The following is a 16418-nucleotide window of genomic DNA, read 5'->3' as shown; positions in this document are numbered from 1 at the left end:
AGGTCGCATGCACCAAGCCGATATCCTCGCCGCGGTTCGGAAGACGCAGTATCGCTTTTTGCCGAAGATTGCGGAGCGCTATGGCGTTTCTGACACGCAGCTCCGCGCGGCGCTTCGCCGGCCGCAACTCGCCGCCGAGAGAGCCATTTCCAAGGCAACGGGCATCGCGCTGCATGAGCTCTGGCCTGATCGCTGGTCAGAAGATGGCAAACGGCTTGTCCGTCGTGGCCTGAAGAGGGCTGCCTGATGAGCATCCTTGCCACGCTCACAGCCGGTTCGCCGCTCATTATGGTCGACCTGTCGACGATCGATACGACAGATCGCCTTCGTCCCGTGACGGCTGCGAACGCGCAACTAACTGCTGCCTCCCTGAATGAAAGCGGCCAGATTCAACCGATTGTCGTCCGGGTTCACCCGGAAGGAAACGGCCTCAAGCTTGTTGCAGGCGGCCGGCGCTGTGCAGGGGCTGGGCTCCTTGGCTGGGAGCAGATCGCCGCAGTTCTGATCGAGTGCACGGATGACGAAGCGCGCCTGATCGAAGTCGACGAGAACTTAGCTCGTGAAGAGCTGACCCCGCTCGATCGCGCGCTCTTCTTGGCGGAGCGGAAGCGGGTTTACGAGGTCCTTAATCCCGAGGCCGCTCACGGCAAGGCTAAGAAGCCGAAGACGGAAAAGGGAAAAGTCGCCAACTTGGCGACCTTTGCTCGGTTCTCGAAGGATGCCGCGAAATCTACCGGTTTGGGAGAGCGCACTATCCAGCGCTCCGTCGAGCTTGCCGGCAAGCTCTCCCCGGACGCCGTCGCGCTGATCCGCGGCACGAAGGTTGCCGACAATCAGGCTCAACTGCAGGCGCTGGCGGAGCTGGAGCCGGAGCAGCAGAAGGTCGTCGCTGGCCTGATCGCAGCCAATGCGGCCGGCAACATCGCCAAGGCTCGCATCGTCGCCGGCTTTATGCCGGAGGGCGGCGCAGTGCGCGAGCCGGAGCGCTTCCTCACCAAGATCGAGCCGATGTTGCCGCGGATGTCGGCGCGGGATCTCGAAACATTGATCGAGATGGCAAAGACCGAGCTCGCCGGCCGCCGCAAAACGGATAAGCCCGCCCGCGCCACGAAGGGCGGCGCGGCATGAGCACTGTCCGCGAGATCAGCGCAGAGATCGCCCGCCTTGTGGCTGATGGCGCAGATTACTGGACGATTGCCGGTGCCCGCGAGCGCCGCGCCGTTGCCGAACGAAAGGACGAGCGCCGCCGCCTCGTCACGCTCATCGACCGGCTCGATGCCAGCCGCGAGCGCCGCCGCGGCGCCCGCCTGAGCCCTGATGAGCTTCGGCTGCTGCTCGACGAAATCTATCTCCTGAAGGGCCAGGCGGTCATCGGGGTGCGCTCGTGAAGCTCTGGCTGACGTCCTCCGAAATCGCCGATCTCGCGCTGCCCGGCATGCCCGAAACCGACCGCGGCGTACGAATGGTGGCCGAGCGCGAGGACTGGGCGCGCTTCACGGCGCTGTGCCGTCAACGCGCTGGTCGCGGCGGCGGGCTGGAGTACCATGTCAACCTGCTGCCGGTGGCGGCCCGCCACGACTACTATGGCGCGGCAGCCCCGGCGCCGACCGCCGGCGAGGAGCTCCAGGCGGCTCCCGAGCCGGCTCCCGGCACCACCGGCAAGGCTATGCAGCAGCTCGATGCGCGGCTGGCCGTGCTCGCGGCGATGCAGGCCTTCGTCCGGGCCTCGGAGCTGAAGCAGACGCTGGCGATCAGCTACTTCGTAGATCTCTATAACCTCGGCAAGATCGACGTTCCGGACTGGACGGCGCACCTGTTGCCGCGGCTTGCAACCCGCACAGTGCTACGCTGGCTTTCGGCATCGCGAGAGGGCGAAACCGAGCGGCTCGCGGTCGACAAGGGCGCGGCCCGGCGCGGCCAGGGCGTGCTCGATGCTGCGTTTGACGGCGAGATCAAGCATTTCGCGCTGGCGGTGCACTCGTTCAACGAGCTCTACACCTCCCGGCACATCTACGGCGCGGTCAAGGATCAGTTCGGAGCGCGGCTGGAGGCTGCGAGCATCGACTTGCCCGGCCTGCGCGGCTTCGAGATCCGCTTTAAGGCCTGGAAGCAGGAATACGCGGCCGGCCTGCTGAAAATGATGGACCCGGATGGCTTCCGCAACAAGATGCGGACCTCCGGCTCCTATGCCCATATGGCGCCGCATCTCAACGCGCTTTGGCAGATCGACGCCTCGCCGGTTGATGCGCTCTGCATCGACGGCCGCCACAACATCTATGTCTGCATCGACGTCTGGTCGCGCCGGCTGATCCTGCACGTCTCGAAGACGCCCCGCTCGGAGGCCGTGCAGCAGCTGATGCGCAAGGCGATCCTCGCCTGGGGCCTGCCGGATGCGGTGAAGACCGATAACGGGTCGGATTTCGTGGCCCGCGCCACCGTTCGCCTCTTCGCCAAGCTGCAGGTGGAGGCGATCAGGTCGGCCGCCTTCTCGCCCTGGCAGAAGGGCTTCGTCGAGCGCGCGATCCGCACCTTCCAGACGGATTGCGCCCGCATGTTGCCGGGCTTCGTTGGCCACTCGGTCGCCCAGAGGAAGAAGATCGAGGGTCGGAAAGCCTTCGCGCAGCGCCTCGGCCAGGAAGACAGCAGGGCCTTCAACGTCACCATGACCAGCGGCGAACTGCAGGCCACGGTCGATCGTTGGGCGGAGGAGATCTACGCCAACCGCGAGCACGGCGGCATCGGCAAGATGACGCCCTTCGCCCGCGCCGCATCCTCGACGCGGACGATCCGCACCGTCGATGCCGATGCCCTCGCCACCCTGCTGATGCAGGCGCCGGATCGTGAAGGGCTGCGCACGGTCAGCAAGCGGGGCGTCCGCATCGGCGAGTTCCACTATCTCTGCCCGAGCGTTCTGCCCGGCGAGCAGGTCTTCGTCCGCCTCGATCCGCAGGACGCCGGCACCATTTGGCTCTTCGACCCGGAGACCGACCGTCTGCTCGGCCGCGCCATCAATAGCGAGCGGGCCGGCACCGATAGGGCCGAGCTGGTGGCGGCGACGCGTGCTGCGCAAGCCCGGCGTATCGAGGAGGAGACCGCTCCGATCCGCCGCCAGGCCAAGCGCGAGGTCACCGAGCGCACGGTGCTGGAAGGGCAGTTCGCGATGGCGGCCCAGCAGGCCGGCAACCTCGTCGCCTTCCCGCCACGCAGCGAGATCCACACCACGCCTGCGCTCGATGCTGGCCTTGAAGTCGCAGCGATCCGCCGGGGGGCGCCATTCGCGCCGCCGCGCGTCGACGAGCGCTTGCATGCCGAGATCGAGGCCGAGCTCGCGGCTCCAAACGTCCAGCCGCTGCGAGCCGAAGAGACACCCCATCAGCGCTTTCGCCGGGCGCGCAGCCTCGAAGCAGATCTCGCCGCCGGCGAGGAACTGGCAACGGCCGACGCTGTCTGGCTCGGCGGATATCGGGCGACGGCCGAGTACCAGGCTCACGCCACGATCGAAGAAGATTTCAAGAATTTCGGTGAGGCGGCGTTGCGTTGAGCCGCCGAAACAAAGGGCCCGCCGCTGCAACGGCGAGCCCTGAGCAAGTTCAGATCGAAGGAACCAAGATGCTTGATAAAGAGAAACAGAGGTTCGCTCCGCTGAAGAATGTGACGGCGCTCTGGACGCTCGTCAACAGGCTGCAGCAGCGCAACGATGATCTGCCGGGCTTCGGCGTCTTTCACGGCCCTCCGGGGTTCGGAAAGACGAAGGCGGCGATCTACGTCCACAACAAGTGCCAAGCCCCTATCCTGACGATCGGCGAAAGCTGGACGCGTAAGAAGTTCCTCGAAAAGCTGCTGGGCGAGCTCGGTGTGGGGAAGATCAAAGGCACGGTCGCCGACCTCACCGAGCAGGCGATCTGGCGCCTCGGCGAGCATATCGATCGGCCGCTCCTGATCGACGAGGCCGACAAGGCCATCGACAAGGGCTGGATCGAGCTCATTCGCGATCTGCAGGACAACAGCAACACGCCCATCATCCTGATCGGGGAAGAGGAGCTCGTCTCCAAGCTGAAGCCTACCCCGCGCGTTCATGATCGCGTGCTCGATTGGGTTCCCGCCCAGCCCTGTGATCTGGATGATACGCGTAAGCTCGCCACGGCCTATGCGCCCCAGCTGCAGATCGAGGACGATCTGCTTGAGATGGTCCGCATCGAGAGCGGAGGAGTCGCGCGGCGGATATCGACGACCGTCTCGCATATCCGCGAGTTCGCGCAGACCGCGGGGCTGACGAAGCTCACCCGCGCAAACTATGCCGGGCGCATCCACACCGGGCGCGCGCCGTCGGCGCGGTCGGACGAAGACATCCGCAGGCTTGTGAGGGCAGCCTGATGGTTAGTTCCGCCCGACTTCCCGATAGTGCACGCGCGATCGCGTGGCAGGCGATGCGTACGCTCTCCTCCGATTACGGCCATTTCGGCGTGGGCACGATTGCCGCGCTGACTCCGGCTGCCTATCCGCCGGTCGCCGAGTGGATCGGCTTCCTGCACCGCGAGCGGGTTCTGGAGGCCGTGGGAACAGGTCGCCATGGGCCGACCTATGCCGTTCAGATCGCCGGCGAGGCCCCGCCACTGAGCCGCATGACCAACGGACGATGCGCCCAGCAGCAGCGCCAGATGTGGGCAGCGATGCGCAAGCTTCGCAGCTGGAAGACCGATGATTTGGCCGATGCCGCCTCGACGGAGGAATGCCAGGTCACAGCGCATGCGGTTCGAACCTATTGCCGGTCGCTGATGCAGGCCGGCGTGGTCGCTGATCACGGCGGCTTGTGGCGCCTCAAGCCAGCGGCCGACACCGGCCCCCGCGCCCCCGTCACCTCAACCGCCTTCGTCTTCGACCTAAACCTCGGGCGCGCCATTAACCTTAACGGAGCGTCGTCATGAGCCGCCCGGTGAAGGCCGGCCCGGTCGAGCGCGCCCGGCGCGCATGGGGTGAGGGAATACCGGTCGAGGTCGTCGCGTTGGCTGAAGCTTGCCGCGCGCGGTCCCAGCACTCCGTCGCTCAGCGGCTGGGCTATTCCGACGCGACGATCTCCTACGTCCTTTCGAACAGGTACCACAACGGCGATCTGCCCAAGCTCTTCGTCACGATCCGGGGCGCTCTCATGGGCGAAACGGTCGAGTGCCCGGTTCTCGGCGAGATCGCGCGCGACCAGTGCCTGGACAATCAGGGCAAGCCCTTCAGCACCGCCAATCCCGCACGAGCGCGTCTCTATCGCGCTTGCCGTCGATGCATCCACCGCCAGCAGAAGGATGTCGCCTGATGCTCTTTCAATCCGCCTTCAAACTGTTCTGCTTCGGCGCCGCGATGCTCGGTCCCTTCGCCGCCGGCGCGCTCTTCCATTACGTCCGCGAGCCCGAGATCTACGCGATCTTCCTGGCCGGCGGCATCCTGCTCGGCTTCGGCGGCCTCTGCGGCTTCGCCTCGACCGAGCGCGCCGAACGCCGTCGTCACCACGTCGCCCGCTTCGGCCGGGAGCTCTGACGATGCAACAGCAGCCAGTCTCCAGTGATCTCCGCATCCTTTACGTAGCCCTGCGCCGCCAAGCATGCCTTGGCGAACCCATGGAGCCCTCCGTCTGCCGCCGGCTCGCGATTGCGCTCGCTCGGCTGGCGCGCAAGGCCGACGAGCTGGAAGCGCAGGCGGAACTGATGCCCGAGCTCGAAGACGAGCTGCTCGCGGTCGCCTCGGACATCGACGCGGTCGCGCCGGCCTCGATCGAGCCCGGCTATCAGGCTGCGCTGCGCGAGCAGCAGCGCGAACTCCAGCGCCAGCTGGATGGCGGCGGGCCGGTGCATGTCTCGCGTCCCGGCCTCGCCGCCCTCGCCATGCCGATCGGCGACACGAACGTCATCGCCATGCCGATCGCGCCTCGGCCCCGGCCGCTGGGCGGCGGAGACGCAGTATGATCCGGCCCTTCCACACCCTGCCGGACATCATGGAGCTCGGCCTCCTGGTCGCCCGCATCCAGAACGAAAGCGGCGCCGATCGCGATATCGACGAAGAGGTCATGAGCCTCTTCTTCAAATGGGAAGAACGCTTCATCGGCGTTCGCGACGAAGACGGCCATCAGATCCCTAGCACTGTCTGGGTCAGTCCACTGACCAATGACTGGGTCAGCAGCGGACCTCACAGGTTCACCGGCTCGGTCGATTGGATCGTGCAGGCCATGCGCGAGTTCCTGCCGGAGACGTCCTGGTCGCTCCAGGCGCCCTCCGAGCAGCCCGCCACCGCGCTTGTCCGCAACGGCGCAGCCTTCAAGGCCCGCACGGCTCTCACGCCTCAGCGCGCCTTGCTGACGGCCTTCCTCTGCCTCGCCGACCAGATCCAGCGGGAGGCGGCATGAGCGAGCGCCACGTCACTGTCGAGATCATCATCGCGGCCGTCTCGGCCGTCACGGATGTCTCGCGCATCCAGATCGTCGGCGACCGCCGCGACCCCGACACTGTGCGGGCTCGCGACGCCGCCCTCTGGCTGGCGTCGGAACTGGTCGATGTCAGCAAGCCCATGCTCGCCCGCATCTTCGGCGATCGAGACCACACGTCGATCGTCCGTGCGATCGAACGGGCGCAAGGCCGCCGCCGCGAGGATCGCAGCTTCCGCGTCGATACGGACGCAATGTTCGGCACGCTCAAGGCCATCCAGCAGAACGGCCTGTTCCGCCTGGCCGAGACCATCGACCCGCTCGCGATCGCCCGGCGCATCCTCGCCAACCCGGAGCGCGAAGCGGTTCGCATCTCCAGCCACGAGATCGTGGCCCTCTGTCAGATCGTCGCCGAGGCCTTCGCCGACGGCGCCAACCCTTCCCCCGAACTGGAGAATTCCGATGTTTGAGACCACTCCGGTCATCCCGGCCGCCACCGATGTTCAGTTCGTTCCGGGTCGCGCAGCGCCCGCCATCACCAGCGGAATCGTCGAGGTCGCGGGCCAGCCGCATATGCGCGACGCCAAGGGCCGCCTCGTCCCGATCGAGCTGGTGAAGCCCGCCGACAAGCTCGAAGACGAGATGGTGCGGAAGGTCATGGCCTTCGCGCAGGATCTCGCGGCGCAGATCTCGCGCTTCAAGGAACATACCTTCGCCGACCTGAACGGCTTCCAGAAGCTGCTTGAGCAGGATTATGGCGCTCGCGCCGGTGGCGAGAAGGGCAATGTCACCTTCCAGACCGTCGACGGCCTGATGCAGGTCAAGGTCCAGATAGCCGACCTGATCGAGCTCGGCCCTCAGCTCCAGCAAGCCAAGGCCCTTATCGACGAATGCCTGGTCGAGTGGGGTTCTGACAGCCGGCCGGAGATCCGCGCTGTCATCACGGGCGCCTTCGCCGTCGAGAAGGAGGGCCAGATCAACAAGGCGAACCTGTTTCTGCTGCTCAAGCTCGACATCGTCGAGGAGCGCTGGACGAACGCCATGAAGGCAATCCGCGACGCAATCCGCGTTACGGGCACCAAGGAATACGTCCGCTTCTACCAGCGGAAGCGCCCGCAGGATCGCTTCGAGGCGATCCCGATCAACATCGCCGACGCGTGAGGGCGCCATGGCCATGCTCTTGACCAAGGCCAAGGCGGGCGAGTGCCGCTGGTTCGTCTGCGACACCGTCACCGGCAGCCGCGACCTGTTCGGTGGGCGCCGGGTTTGCGGCGCCGCCACGGCCTGGCCGAGCAGCTACTGCATGGCGCATCGGCTCCGCGTCTATCAGCGCACCGAGGGCGTCGCGCAGCCGCCGCGGGAGTTCGCTGTCCTGCGCCGCCGGCCCGAGGCTGAGACCCTTCCCGAACTGACGGAGATGTTCGGGTGACCGAGGACCGGACCATCAAGCCGGTTCGCGGCTGGGTCGAGCGCCGCGACAACAAGATCTCGGTCAACCTCGAATTCGACAGCGATGCCGATGCCGAGGCTGCCTTCGCCGGCATGGCCCGCGCGATGCGCGAAGGCAGCCTCAACATTATCGCCGGCGTGCCGCCGGTCTCCAGTGCACAGGAACCCCGAGGATGACCCCGCGCGAGCGTCTGAAGGCCAAGATCGCCGCTCTGCAGGCGAAGACCGAGGCGAACGGTTGCACCGAGGCCGAGGCCATGGCTGCGGCCGGCCTCGCGGCTCGTCTTATGGCGGAGCATGCTTTCGACCAGGCCGAGATCGAAATTACGGAGGCGACCGCGCCAAACAAATGGCAGCGCTCGGCTTGGCGCGACAGGCTCTCGGCCGGCATCGCCGTCGCCACCAATTGCGACTGGATCGTCCGACCAAACTCGGCAGACGTGCTGTTCATGGGCCGCGAACCCGGCCCGGATATCGCCGCCTATCTCCGCGATATCTGCTTCCGCGCCGTCGATCGTGCAGTGCGCGAATTCAAGGAAACTCCGTTCTATCGGCGCCGCCGTAAGCTCGCTACGCGTCGCGCCGCCGTCGCCGACTTCGTCGAGGGCATGGTCAACCGCCTGATCATGCGCATGTTCGAGCTATTCAAGCCGCTGATCAGCAAGCCGGCTCGAGAGGAGGCGAAGCAGGCGCTCGCCCGCCGTTTCGCCGGAGATCTTGTTACCCGCCCCATCAAGGCGCACGACCCGCGCTTCTCACAGGCCGCAGGAGCAGGTTGGCGCGCCGGCGCCGATGTCGGCCTGCATCACGGCGTTGGTGCCTCGGCCGGCCCGAAGCTGATCGGGAGCGGGAAATGACCGCGCCCGCGATCCCGCTCGTCCAGCAAATCGAGGAGGTGAGGTTCGCCGTCGTGCGGCAGCAGAGCCTGCTCAAGGGTGTCGAGCTGCGCGAGCGTCGGCCTCAGGCGATTGCCGAACACGGTCTCCGGAAGCTGGAGATGGCCGTCCGCACCCTGGAAACACTCGCCGTCAACGCAGACGAGATCCGCGCCTTCCTGAAGCTGCCGGCCGAGGCGCGGAAGGCCGTGATGTCTTGGGGCGAAACCATCGCCGAGAGCCAGATCCTGGCCGCTACGGCGCCGGGCGAGGAAGGGCAGCCGTGAGGGTCCTGGTCGCCTGCGAACGTTCCGGCATAGTCCGCCGCGCCTTCGAAGCGCGCGGGCACGACGCATGGTCCTGCGACCTTCTGCCGGCTGAAGATCGCACGAACCGGCACATTGTCGGCGATGCTCGCAGGCTGCTTCGCGACGGCTGGGACCTGCTGATGGTCGCGCATCCGCCTTGCACCCGCCTGTGCAATTCCGGGGTGCGCTGGCTTTCGACACCTCCGCCCGGCCGAACCGAAGCCGAGATGTGGGCCGAGCTCGACGAGGCCGCTGCCCTGTTCTCCGATTTCTGGACCGCGCCGATCGAGCGCATCTGCGCCGAAAACCCGATCATGCATCGCTATGCCAAGGCGCGGATCGCCGACTATGCGGCGCCGGCCCAGATCGTGCAGCCCTGGTGGTTCGGCGAGCCCGCCTTCAAGGCAACCGGCCTGTATCTGCGGCGCCTGCCTCCGCTGCGGGCCACCAACCGTCTCACGCCACCGGCGTCGGGCACCGCCGAGCACAAGGCCTGGTCGCGCATTCATCGCGCCTCGGGATGGAACCCCGATCGGGCTCGCGACCGCAGCACCTTCTTCCCCGGCATCGCGGATGCCATGGCCGCCCAGTGGGGCGATCTGGACGGCCTCGCGCCGTTCCAGCGCGAGCTGTTCGAGGTGGCGGCATGACCGTCTCGATCCTTATCGGCGATGTCCGCGATCGCCTTCGCGCCATGCCCGCACAATCCGTCCATTGCGTCGTGACCTCGCCGCCCTACTGGGGGCTCCGTGACTATGACGTCGCCGGCCAGATCGGGCTGGAACGGACGCTGGGCGAGCACATCGACGTGATGGTCGATGTCTTCGCCGAGATCTGGCGCGTGCTGCGTTCGGATGGGACCGTCTGGCTGAACTACGGCGACTGCTTCGCCACGTCCCCGAATGGCCGCCCGGCGGTGGATGTCACCGGCGACGATCGCACTTTCAGGGACAAACCCTTTTCGACTGTCGGCCCTATCTACGATCCCGCCTACGCGGCCAAGCGCGGCAGGTTCTACGGCTCCGAGCTCGGCATCGGTCACGTCGGAACGCGCCGCATCGACCATGGGGGCCGCGTCGTCGCCGGCGGCACGCTGAAGAACAAAGATCTATGCATGGTGGCAAACCGGCTCGCGATCGCGCTCCAGGACTGGGGCTGGTACGTCCGCCAGGAGATCGTCTGGCACAAGCCGACGGCCATGCCGGAAAGCACGAAGGACCGGCCGACAACGGCACATGAAAAGGTCTGGCTGCTCTCGAAGGGCGAAGACTATTTCTACAATTTCGAGGCGGCGAAAGAGCCGGTGACCGGCAAATCGAAGCGCCGCGGCCCGAAGTCTCCCGGCCCAAACAGCAGGATGTCGGTCGACCGCGTGCCGCTGGGCCGGAAAGGTCTCGGCCGGAAGTCCGCGCCGCCGGGCAGCGGCGTGAAGGCGAATGCCAGCTTCAATGCGGCCCTCACAGATCTCGTCGAAACCCGCAACATGCGCAGCGTCTGGACGATAGCCAGCGCTCCATTCCGCGAAGCGCATTTCGCTACGTTTCCGCCCAAGCTGGCCGAGCGCTGCATCCGCGCCGGTACGCCACCCTCTGTCTGCGGCGCCTGTGGCGCTCCCTCGAGCTGCGGCGGCCTCTGCGGGCAGTTCGAGCGCGAACCCGGTCACGTCCTGGACCCGTTTGGTGGCGCCGGCACCGTAGGTCTGGTCGCCCGCCAACTCGGCCTTCGCTCCACGTTGATCGAGTTGAACCCTGATTATGCCGAGATCGCCCGCCTTCGCATCTACGGATCGGAGGCTGCCTGACCGATGTCGCGCTTCTTCGCCCAGCGCCCAGCCCCGTCCGACGCCAGCGCCATCTCGGCGCTGCTTGCGAAGGACGAGCTGCGCCGGCTGGACGAGAAGCGCGAGCGCCTGAAGCAGATCATCGCCGATATCGCCCCGCGGCGATCGAGCATCATTGAAGGCCAGTTGAAGGCGCTGACGAAGCAGCGCGTCGGCCTCGTCGCCGCCATTGCGAGGACCGGCCGATGAGCACGCATCCCGCCATGCTGAAGAAGATCCAGATCGCCCGGCGCGAGCTGAAGCTGCAGGAGCCGGAATATCGCGGCCTGCTCGTCCGCGTCACCGGCACGGACAGCTCCAGGGATCTCTCGGACAAGCAGGCCAACGCGGTGATCGCCGAATTCAAGCGCCTCGGCTGGGTCGCAAAGGAATCGACCCGGCCGCGCGCCGAGCGGGACGATACCCGCAAGCTCTATGCCCTGTGGGGCGCGCTCCATTCCGGCCCGATCGACCGCGAGGCCCTGCGCGCCTGGGTGCACGGCAGGTTCAAGGTCTCGGCGCCGGAGTTCCTGAAGCCGCCGGAGACCAGCCTCGCGATCGAGCAGCTGAAGGCCTGGCAGAACCGGCTCCGGGGGAAAGCATGATCCGCGTTACCGACCATGCTCTCGTCCGCTTCCTGGAGCGTTCCGGAGCGCTCGATGTCGAGCGGCTGCGAGCGATGATCTCCGGCTCGCTGGAGCGCGGTCGCAAGATCGCCGAGCGGGCCGGCATCGCCGAGTACACCATCAGCGCCGACGGCCTGAAGTACATCGTGGAAGATGGCGAGCTCGTCACGGTGCTCGACAGCTCGATGCGCCAGAAGCCGGGAGCGTCGGGATGACGCGCGCCGGTTGGCCAGATCTTCCGCCGCTGCTCGCCGAGATCGCCGATGTCGCCGGCATCGAGGCGGCGCTGGCGATCGCCGAAGCGAAAGGTGGCCAGCAGGTCTTCATCGTCGCGCACCTGCGGCCCGGCAACTGGCTGATCGAGGCGGTCGGCGGGGAGAAGGCCAAGCTGATCAGCGATCATTTCTGTTCGGGCCGGTCGCGTCAGAAGTTGACGATTCCCTTCGGCCCTGCTGGTAGTTATCAGGCGCTTCGTCGGCGCACCGCGCGCGCACTGGAAGATGCGGCATCGCGGGGCGATTCCGCCAACCAGATGGCGGCGAAGGCAGGCGTTACCACGCGAACCGTGCATCGGTTTCGCTCCCGGCGCCGGGCGCACAACTCCCCTCAGCTCAAATTGCTTTAGTCGCACCTGACACGCGTCAGGGTCCCTGACACGTGTCAGTCTTTTCATAGTCGGCAGCATGACCGGGCGCGCGCCCGGTGCGGAGCTGCCCGTGAAACTCGTCCCGAACTGGAAGCGCGTGCTCTGGCACTCGTGGTCCTTCCACATCAACCTGATCGTCGCCGCGGCCTCCGCCGTCGAGGCTGGCATCACCTATTGGGTCGATGGCCGCGTCTCCGCGTTCCTCGCCGTGACCGGCGCTTCGCTGGCGGCGAGCGTCGCCCGCGTCATCAAGCAGGAGACGGTGTCGGGGCCGAGCGATGGCGAGTAGGCGAGCCACGCTTGCGATCGCCGGCGCGGCCACCGCGATCTCGCTGACGACGACGGCGCTGATCGTCCCCTGGGAGGGGCTGGTCACGACCTCCCATTGGGATCGCTACGCCAAGATCTGGGACATCTGCATCGGCGAAACGCGGGTCGACGGAAAGCCCGTTCGGCCGGGCATGAGCTTCACGCCGGCCGAGTGCAAGGCGATGCTGAACAAGCGCATCGTGAAAGACTACTATCTGCCGCTGACCCGCTGCATCTCCGGCTTCGACGCCAAGCCGAAGAGCTGGCAGGCGGTCGCCATCTCGGTCTCCTACAACGTCGGCGTCGGCGCCGTCTGCAAGTCCACGGCGGCCGTGTTGGCGCGCGAGGGCCGCTATCGGGAAAGCTGCGAGGCCTTCACCCGCTTCAACCGTGCCGGCGGACAGGTCGTCGAGGGCTTGAGGCGGCGGCGCGAGGATGGCGACGCCCAGCGCATCGGCGAGCGCGAGCTCTGCCTGGAGGGCCTGTGATGGGCCTCCTGCTCAAGCTGATCCCGGAGCCCTACGCGTCGTTGCTTCTCGCGGCGGCCGTCGCGGTGGCGTGGCTCTATGGCGACCTGACCGGGAGCGCGCGGGAAGCGCAGAAAGCCGAGATCGCCCGTCTGGATCAGACCGTCACCGTGATGGAGCAGCAGCGCGACGCCGCCGTCGCGATCCAGACCCAGATGGCGCAGCGCCTTTCGGAGGTTCGCGCCGAAAGCCTTCAGCGAAAGACGACGACCGATGAGCTCATTCAACAGCTTCGCGAGAAGCCTGCTGGGGCTGGCTGCATTCTCGATGATGCTCGCCGGCTGCGGCTCCAGAAAATCCGCATTGGATCTCCGCGCGCCGATTCCGGAGCTCGATAGCAAGGTGCGGGAGGCCTGCGACGATCCCGGCGTCGATCGCAACGCCGAGGTGGCGATCGCGCAGACGCGCAGCGCGCTGGCCGACTGCGAGGACAAGCGGTCGCTCGCTGTCCAGGACGGCGATCTGGTTCGCCAGCATTTCGGAATGAGGCGGCCGTCGGCCGTGGATGGAGCCGTGCCGTGAACGAGATGATGGCCTTCCTGCAGCAATACGGCAGCGTCCTTGTCCTGCTGAGCCAGGGGGCGATTCTCGCGATCGCCTCGAAATTCGTGACCCGCACGGACCACGAGCGGGCGATCGCGTCGCTCGACGGCAAGTTCGTCCACACGGTCGAGAAGATCGACAAGGTCGAGGATCGCGTGGCGGCGCTGGAGAACGAGTTCCGGCATCTGCCGGATCGAGGCTCCGTCCATACGATCCAGCTCTCGCTCGCTGAGCTGAAGGGCGAGATGCGCGCCATGGGCGAGCAACTGAAGCCTGTCGCCGCGATCTCCGAACGTTTGCAGGAATTCTTGCTGGAGCAGGCCAAGCGATGAGCATGGACACCTTCATCCGCGAGGAGGCGCGGCTCATCATCCTGAAAGCGCTCGCCGCCCAGCCGGACGAGTCGTTGCAGAGTGAACTGCTCCGACGCGAGCTCGCTACTTATGCCATCCGCCGCGAGCGTGAATGGGTGCATGACGAGCTGCGCTGGCTTGAGCAGATGGGCGCCGTCTCGGTGGTCGCCGCCGGCACCGTTCTGATCCCCACGCTGACCGAGAAGGGCGCACGCCACCTCGCGCGCGAGATCGCCATCGAAGGCGTGAAGCGCCCGTCGAGGCCGAAATGACCAAGGCTAAGCGGGGCCGGCTGTCCTCCATCGACCTCCTGCCGATCGAGGCCGAGGAGGATGTAGCCTGGGCCTTCGCTGAGCTGCGCGCCCGCAAGCAGACGCAGGACGATATCCGCGAGGCGCTGAACCTCCGCCTCAAGCTGAAGGGCATCGCTCCGATCTCACCCTCGGCCTTCAACCGGGCCGCCGTCCGGACGGCGCGCATGGCGCATCGCCTTGGCGAGGTCCGCGAGATGGCCTCGGCCCTGGCGACGAAGTTCGAGGACGGCGGAGATGAGGATCTGACACTGATGGTCTCGGAAACCATCAAGGCAATGGTTTTCGAGATGCTGGAAAACGCCGGCGACCTGAAGGCCAACCCGCTGACGGCCGAGATGATGGCGAACCTCGCCGCGGCGCTGACCGGAGCAGAACGCGCCAAGAAGATCAGCGCCGACACCCGGAAGATGATCGAGCGCGATTTCGTCAAGAAGGCGGATGCCGCCATCGAAAAGGTCGGTGCGTTCAAGGGGCTTTCGCCGGAAGCCAAGGACGCCTTCAAACGCGAGCTCTTCGGGGTGCGCGATGACTGATAGCGCAATTCTGAAGGCGGCTGGTCAGGCGCTGCGGAAAGGCGCCAGCGCCGCGATCGCGGCCACCATGGCGGTCACGGCCGCCATCGGCGACGTCGGCGACCGCCCGAACCGCGAGCAGTGGATTGCGATCCGCACCGAGCAGGGCCGCGCCACCCCGGCGAGCTGGCGCGAGACGCCGGCACTGCTTGGGTATCAGCGCAAGATCTCGCTCGCCTGCGATCTTTACGATGTCGTCTTCGTCGAGAAGTCGCGACGCACCGGCGCCACCTGGGGCGCCGCGGCCGACGCGGTGCTGCGCTCGGCCTCGCCCCGAAACAACGGCGGCATGGACACGCTCTACATGGGCACGTCCCATGACATGGCGAAGGAGTTCATCGACGCAGCCGCGATGTGGTCGCGGCTCTTCGAGAAGGTCTGCGGCGAGATCTCGGAGACGTTGTTCGACGATGGCTCGGAAAAGGGCGTCCAGGCGCTCAAGATCGATTTCGCCTCGGGCTTCTCGATCGTCGCCTTGTCGTCGAAGCCGCGCAGTCTGCGCGGCCGCCAAGGCTTCGCCATTCTCGACGAGGCGGCCTTCGTCGACAATCTCGCCGAGCTGCTGAAGGCGGCCCTGGCCTTCCTGATGTGGGGCGGCAAGGTGCTGGTGATCTCGACGCATAACGGCGTGGACAATCCGTTCAACCAGACGATCACGGACATTCGGGCCGGCCGCAAGAAATACGGCCTGGTCCGCTTCGACCTCGACGATGCGCTGAAGGACGGGCTGCTCGAGCGCATGTGTCTGGTCAACGCGCACAAGCACGGTGAGTGGTCGGCAGAGAAGGAGGCGGACTGGCGAGCTAAGCTGCTTGGCGAATATGGCGACGGCGCCGACGAGGAACTCTACTGCATCCCGAGCCAGGGCTCGGGCGCCTGGCTGCCCGGGCCTCTCATCGAAGCGCGGATGGTCGATGCGCCCGTTCTGCGGCTCTCGTTCCCCGAGAGCTTCAACCTTGAGCCCGAGCATCGCCGGCGTGCCGAAGTCGATCGCTGGATCGAGGACGTGCTGCGCCCGGTCATGCTCGCCACGCTGGACCCGAACCTGATGTCCGGCTTCGGCATGGACGTCGGCCGCCTGCGCGACCTGACGGTGATGTGCCCGATGCAGATCACACGGCTGATGCGCAGGGTCGTTCCCTTCCTGGTCGAACTCTTCCGCGTTCCCTTCCAGCAGCAGGAGCAGATCCGCGACGCGCTTGTGCGCGGGCTTCCTCGCTTCATCGGCGGGCGAACCGACGCCACCGGCATCGGCGCCAGCCTCGCCGAATCCGGCATGCAGAAATTTGGGCCGGCCATGGTCGAGGTGAAGCTTTCGACCGAGTGGTACCGGGTCGAGATGCCGCCGGTGAAGGCGGCCTTCGAAGACGACATGATCGCGGTACCGCGCGACGCTGAGGTCGGCGCGGATCTGCGCGCCTTCAAGGTTGTGAAGGGTATCGCCTGCCTGCCGCATGTCCGGACGGAGGCGGCCGCCGGCGGCATGCGCCACGGCGACGCCGGCATGGCGATCGTGCTGGCCTATTCGTCGACGCGTCAGCCGCACGATGCCTACGGCTACCAGTCGGCGCGGGTCGGGGCCGACGAGCCGCGCCGCACTGGCATGCGTCGGGTCGACCAGGCGCGCGACGTGATGATGCCTGGCCGGCGTGACGGGCTCTGGTGAGGTGA

The 16418-nt window shown here is 66.6% G+C and carries 30 protein-coding genes; all 30 read left to right on the top strand.

Annotated features, from left to right (window positions below; translation table 11 throughout):
- Window positions 1-7: 7 nt before the first annotated feature.
- The 30 genes from WFK61_RS13195 (at window position 8) to WFK61_RS13050 (ending at window position 16413) form a co-directional block, all read left to right on the top strand.
- The gene (locus WFK61_RS13195; protein ID WP_336812311.1) at window positions 8-247 is read left to right on the top strand and encodes a helix-turn-helix domain-containing protein; all 240 of its coding nucleotides are present in this window, start codon (window positions 8-10) and stop codon (window positions 245-247) included.
- Entirely contained in the window at window positions 247-1128 is an 882-nt protein-coding gene (locus WFK61_RS13190; RefSeq protein ID WP_336812309.1) for a ParB/RepB/Spo0J family partition protein, read from the top strand. The genes WFK61_RS13195 and WFK61_RS13190 overlap by 1 nt, the downstream gene beginning before the upstream one ends.
- On the top strand, window positions 1125-1388 hold the full coding sequence (locus tag WFK61_RS13185; protein WP_336812307.1) for a hypothetical protein: 264 nt from the start codon (window positions 1125-1127) through the stop codon (window positions 1386-1388). Before WFK61_RS13190 ends, WFK61_RS13185 begins: the two co-directional genes overlap by 4 nt.
- On the top strand, window positions 1385-3541 hold the full coding sequence (locus tag WFK61_RS13180; protein WP_336812305.1) for a DDE-type integrase/transposase/recombinase: 2157 nt from the start codon (window positions 1385-1387) through the stop codon (window positions 3539-3541). Before WFK61_RS13185 ends, WFK61_RS13180 begins: the two co-directional genes overlap by 4 nt.
- Window positions 3538-4374: an ATP-binding protein gene (locus tag WFK61_RS13175; protein ID WP_336812303.1), complete on the top strand. Its 837-nt coding sequence runs from the start codon at window positions 3538-3540 to the stop codon at window positions 4372-4374. The genes WFK61_RS13180 and WFK61_RS13175 overlap by 4 nt, the downstream gene beginning before the upstream one ends.
- A 53-nt stretch (window positions 4375-4427) precedes the next feature.
- A complete protein-coding gene (locus tag WFK61_RS13170; protein ID WP_336812301.1) occupies window positions 4428-4925 on the top strand; it encodes a hypothetical protein in 498 nt (165 codons plus the stop codon).
- Window positions 4922-5305: a transcriptional regulator gene (locus WFK61_RS13165; protein ID WP_336812299.1), complete on the top strand. Its 384-nt coding sequence runs from the start codon at window positions 4922-4924 to the stop codon at window positions 5303-5305. Before WFK61_RS13170 ends, WFK61_RS13165 begins: the two co-directional genes overlap by 4 nt.
- On the top strand, window positions 5305-5526 hold the full coding sequence (locus WFK61_RS13160) for a hypothetical protein (protein ID WP_336812297.1): 222 nt from the start codon (window positions 5305-5307) through the stop codon (window positions 5524-5526). Before WFK61_RS13165 ends, WFK61_RS13160 begins: the two co-directional genes overlap by 1 nt.
- Before the next feature lie 80 nt (window positions 5527-5606).
- On the top strand, window positions 5607-5951 hold the full coding sequence (locus WFK61_RS13155) for a hypothetical protein (RefSeq protein ID WP_336812295.1): 345 nt from the start codon (window positions 5607-5609) through the stop codon (window positions 5949-5951).
- A complete protein-coding gene (locus WFK61_RS13150; RefSeq protein WP_336812294.1) occupies window positions 5948-6388 on the top strand; it encodes a hypothetical protein in 441 nt (146 codons plus the stop codon). The genes WFK61_RS13155 and WFK61_RS13150 overlap by 4 nt, the downstream gene beginning before the upstream one ends.
- Entirely contained in the window at window positions 6385-6876 is a 492-nt protein-coding gene (locus WFK61_RS13145) for a helix-turn-helix domain-containing protein (RefSeq protein WP_336812292.1), read from the top strand. The genes WFK61_RS13150 and WFK61_RS13145 overlap by 4 nt, the downstream gene beginning before the upstream one ends.
- Window positions 6869-7567, top strand: a complete 699-nt coding sequence (locus WFK61_RS13140) for a DUF3164 family protein (protein ID WP_336812290.1) — start codon at window positions 6869-6871, stop codon at window positions 7565-7567. Before WFK61_RS13145 ends, WFK61_RS13140 begins: the two co-directional genes overlap by 8 nt.
- A 7-nt stretch (window positions 7568-7574) precedes the next feature.
- Complete coding sequence (locus tag WFK61_RS13135; RefSeq protein WP_336812288.1) at window positions 7575-7835, top strand: hypothetical protein; 261 nt, start codon at window positions 7575-7577, stop codon at window positions 7833-7835.
- On the top strand, window positions 7832-8032 hold the full coding sequence (locus WFK61_RS13130) for a hypothetical protein (RefSeq protein ID WP_336812287.1): 201 nt from the start codon (window positions 7832-7834) through the stop codon (window positions 8030-8032). The genes WFK61_RS13135 and WFK61_RS13130 overlap by 4 nt, the downstream gene beginning before the upstream one ends.
- Window positions 8029-8712: a DUF7168 domain-containing protein gene (locus tag WFK61_RS13125; protein WP_336812285.1), complete on the top strand. Its 684-nt coding sequence runs from the start codon at window positions 8029-8031 to the stop codon at window positions 8710-8712. The genes WFK61_RS13130 and WFK61_RS13125 overlap by 4 nt, the downstream gene beginning before the upstream one ends.
- Window positions 8709-9017 (top strand): hypothetical protein, encoded by a 309-nt coding sequence (locus WFK61_RS13120; RefSeq protein WP_336812283.1) that lies wholly within the window; start codon window positions 8709-8711, stop codon window positions 9015-9017. Before WFK61_RS13125 ends, WFK61_RS13120 begins: the two co-directional genes overlap by 4 nt.
- Window positions 9014-9688, top strand: coding sequence for a hypothetical protein (locus WFK61_RS13115; protein ID WP_336812282.1), 675 nt, complete (start codon window positions 9014-9016; stop codon window positions 9686-9688). The genes WFK61_RS13120 and WFK61_RS13115 overlap by 4 nt, the downstream gene beginning before the upstream one ends.
- On the top strand, window positions 9685-10839 hold the full coding sequence (locus tag WFK61_RS13110; protein ID WP_336812281.1) for a DNA-methyltransferase: 1155 nt from the start codon (window positions 9685-9687) through the stop codon (window positions 10837-10839). The genes WFK61_RS13115 and WFK61_RS13110 overlap by 4 nt, the downstream gene beginning before the upstream one ends.
- Before the next feature lie 3 nt (window positions 10840-10842).
- Window positions 10843-11067, top strand: coding sequence for a hypothetical protein (locus WFK61_RS13105; protein ID WP_336812279.1), 225 nt, complete (start codon window positions 10843-10845; stop codon window positions 11065-11067).
- The gene (locus WFK61_RS13100) at window positions 11064-11462 is read left to right on the top strand and encodes a regulatory protein GemA (protein ID WP_336812276.1); all 399 of its coding nucleotides are present in this window, start codon (window positions 11064-11066) and stop codon (window positions 11460-11462) included. The genes WFK61_RS13105 and WFK61_RS13100 overlap by 4 nt, the downstream gene beginning before the upstream one ends.
- Window positions 11459-11698, top strand: a complete 240-nt coding sequence (locus WFK61_RS13095; RefSeq protein ID WP_336812274.1) for a hypothetical protein — start codon at window positions 11459-11461, stop codon at window positions 11696-11698. The genes WFK61_RS13100 and WFK61_RS13095 overlap by 4 nt, the downstream gene beginning before the upstream one ends.
- Window positions 11695-12108, top strand: coding sequence for a helix-turn-helix domain-containing protein (locus tag WFK61_RS13090; RefSeq protein ID WP_336812272.1), 414 nt, complete (start codon window positions 11695-11697; stop codon window positions 12106-12108). Before WFK61_RS13095 ends, WFK61_RS13090 begins: the two co-directional genes overlap by 4 nt.
- A 91-nt stretch (window positions 12109-12199) precedes the next feature.
- A complete protein-coding gene (locus WFK61_RS13085) occupies window positions 12200-12418 on the top strand; it encodes a DUF7940 domain-containing protein (RefSeq protein ID WP_336812271.1) in 219 nt (72 codons plus the stop codon).
- On the top strand, window positions 12408-12926 hold the full coding sequence (locus WFK61_RS13080; protein ID WP_336812270.1) for a lysozyme: 519 nt from the start codon (window positions 12408-12410) through the stop codon (window positions 12924-12926). The genes WFK61_RS13085 and WFK61_RS13080 overlap by 11 nt, the downstream gene beginning before the upstream one ends.
- Complete coding sequence (locus WFK61_RS13075; protein WP_336812269.1) at window positions 12926-13303, top strand: hypothetical protein; 378 nt, start codon at window positions 12926-12928, stop codon at window positions 13301-13303. Before WFK61_RS13080 ends, WFK61_RS13075 begins: the two co-directional genes overlap by 1 nt.
- Window positions 13269-13487: a hypothetical protein gene (locus WFK61_RS13070; RefSeq protein WP_336812267.1), complete on the top strand. Its 219-nt coding sequence runs from the start codon at window positions 13269-13271 to the stop codon at window positions 13485-13487. The genes WFK61_RS13075 and WFK61_RS13070 overlap by 35 nt, the downstream gene beginning before the upstream one ends.
- Window positions 13488-13492: 5 nt before the next feature.
- Window positions 13493-13840: a DUF2730 family protein gene (locus WFK61_RS13065; protein WP_336812360.1), complete on the top strand. Its 348-nt coding sequence runs from the start codon at window positions 13493-13495 to the stop codon at window positions 13838-13840.
- Window positions 13837-14133, top strand: a complete 297-nt coding sequence (locus WFK61_RS13060) for a VpaChn25_0724 family phage protein (protein WP_336812265.1) — start codon at window positions 13837-13839, stop codon at window positions 14131-14133. Before WFK61_RS13065 ends, WFK61_RS13060 begins: the two co-directional genes overlap by 4 nt.
- On the top strand, window positions 14130-14708 hold the full coding sequence (locus WFK61_RS13055; protein ID WP_336812263.1) for a DUF3486 family protein: 579 nt from the start codon (window positions 14130-14132) through the stop codon (window positions 14706-14708). Before WFK61_RS13060 ends, WFK61_RS13055 begins: the two co-directional genes overlap by 4 nt.
- Window positions 14701-16413 carry a terminase large subunit domain-containing protein gene (locus WFK61_RS13050; RefSeq protein WP_336812261.1) on the top strand — a complete coding sequence of 571 codons (1713 nt, stop codon included), beginning with the start codon at window positions 14701-14703 and terminating at the stop codon, window positions 16411-16413. The genes WFK61_RS13055 and WFK61_RS13050 overlap by 8 nt, the downstream gene beginning before the upstream one ends.
- Window positions 16414-16418: the final 5 nt, after the last annotated feature.

This window comes from Allobosea sp. MMO-172 (genome assembly GCF_037147855.1).
Taxonomy (GTDB): Bacteria; Pseudomonadota; Alphaproteobacteria; order Rhizobiales; family Beijerinckiaceae; genus Allobosea.
The sequence above is the reverse complement of the archived record's forward strand: the minus strand, read 5'-3'. Positions and strand labels throughout refer to the sequence as shown.

What these genes read in the sequence shown, in the direction of transcription:
- WFK61_RS13120 (WP_336812283.1), top strand. Translation starts at nt 8,709, where the DNA reads ATGACCGCGCCCGCGATCCCGCTCGTCCAGCAAATCGAGGAGGTGAGG.
- WFK61_RS13135 (WP_336812288.1), top strand. Translation starts at nt 7,575, where the DNA reads ATGGCCATGCTCTTGACCAAGGCCAAGGCGGGCGAGTGCCGCTGGTTC.
- WFK61_RS13095 (WP_336812274.1), top strand. Translation starts at nt 11,459, where the DNA reads ATGATCCGCGTTACCGACCATGCTCTCGTCCGCTTCCTGGAGCGTTCC.
- WFK61_RS13190 (WP_336812309.1), top strand. Translation starts at nt 247, where the DNA reads ATGAGCATCCTTGCCACGCTCACAGCCGGTTCGCCGCTCATTATGGTC.
- WFK61_RS13170 (WP_336812301.1), top strand. Translation starts at nt 4,428, where the DNA reads ATGCGTACGCTCTCCTCCGATTACGGCCATTTCGGCGTGGGCACGATT.
- WFK61_RS13140 (WP_336812290.1), top strand. Translation starts at nt 6,869, where the DNA reads ATGTTTGAGACCACTCCGGTCATCCCGGCCGCCACCGATGTTCAGTTC.
- WFK61_RS13075 (WP_336812269.1), top strand. Translation starts at nt 12,926, where the DNA reads ATGGGCCTCCTGCTCAAGCTGATCCCGGAGCCCTACGCGTCGTTGCTT.
- WFK61_RS13155 (WP_336812295.1), top strand. Translation starts at nt 5,607, where the DNA reads ATGGAGCCCTCCGTCTGCCGCCGGCTCGCGATTGCGCTCGCTCGGCTG.
- WFK61_RS13195 (WP_336812311.1), top strand. Translation starts at nt 8, where the DNA reads ATGCACCAAGCCGATATCCTCGCCGCGGTTCGGAAGACGCAGTATCGC.
- WFK61_RS13150 (WP_336812294.1), top strand. Translation starts at nt 5,948, where the DNA reads ATGATCCGGCCCTTCCACACCCTGCCGGACATCATGGAGCTCGGCCTC.
- WFK61_RS13080 (WP_336812270.1), top strand. Translation starts at nt 12,408, where the DNA reads ATGGCGAGTAGGCGAGCCACGCTTGCGATCGCCGGCGCGGCCACCGCG.
- WFK61_RS13090 (WP_336812272.1), top strand. Translation starts at nt 11,695, where the DNA reads ATGACGCGCGCCGGTTGGCCAGATCTTCCGCCGCTGCTCGCCGAGATC.
- WFK61_RS13125 (WP_336812285.1), top strand. Translation starts at nt 8,029, where the DNA reads ATGACCCCGCGCGAGCGTCTGAAGGCCAAGATCGCCGCTCTGCAGGCG.
- WFK61_RS13145 (WP_336812292.1), top strand. Translation starts at nt 6,385, where the DNA reads ATGAGCGAGCGCCACGTCACTGTCGAGATCATCATCGCGGCCGTCTCG.
- WFK61_RS13185 (WP_336812307.1), top strand. Translation starts at nt 1,125, where the DNA reads ATGAGCACTGTCCGCGAGATCAGCGCAGAGATCGCCCGCCTTGTGGCT.
- WFK61_RS13110 (WP_336812281.1), top strand. Translation starts at nt 9,685, where the DNA reads ATGACCGTCTCGATCCTTATCGGCGATGTCCGCGATCGCCTTCGCGCC.
- WFK61_RS13050 (WP_336812261.1), top strand. Translation starts at nt 14,701, where the DNA reads ATGACTGATAGCGCAATTCTGAAGGCGGCTGGTCAGGCGCTGCGGAAA.
- WFK61_RS13055 (WP_336812263.1), top strand. Translation starts at nt 14,130, where the DNA reads ATGACCAAGGCTAAGCGGGGCCGGCTGTCCTCCATCGACCTCCTGCCG.
- WFK61_RS13160 (WP_336812297.1), top strand. Translation starts at nt 5,305, where the DNA reads ATGCTCTTTCAATCCGCCTTCAAACTGTTCTGCTTCGGCGCCGCGATG.
- WFK61_RS13065 (WP_336812360.1), top strand. Translation starts at nt 13,493, where the DNA reads ATGATGGCCTTCCTGCAGCAATACGGCAGCGTCCTTGTCCTGCTGAGC.
- WFK61_RS13100 (WP_336812276.1), top strand. Translation starts at nt 11,064, where the DNA reads ATGAGCACGCATCCCGCCATGCTGAAGAAGATCCAGATCGCCCGGCGC.
- WFK61_RS13165 (WP_336812299.1), top strand. Translation starts at nt 4,922, where the DNA reads ATGAGCCGCCCGGTGAAGGCCGGCCCGGTCGAGCGCGCCCGGCGCGCA.
- WFK61_RS13105 (WP_336812279.1), top strand. Translation starts at nt 10,843, where the DNA reads ATGTCGCGCTTCTTCGCCCAGCGCCCAGCCCCGTCCGACGCCAGCGCC.
- WFK61_RS13060 (WP_336812265.1), top strand. Translation starts at nt 13,837, where the DNA reads ATGAGCATGGACACCTTCATCCGCGAGGAGGCGCGGCTCATCATCCTG.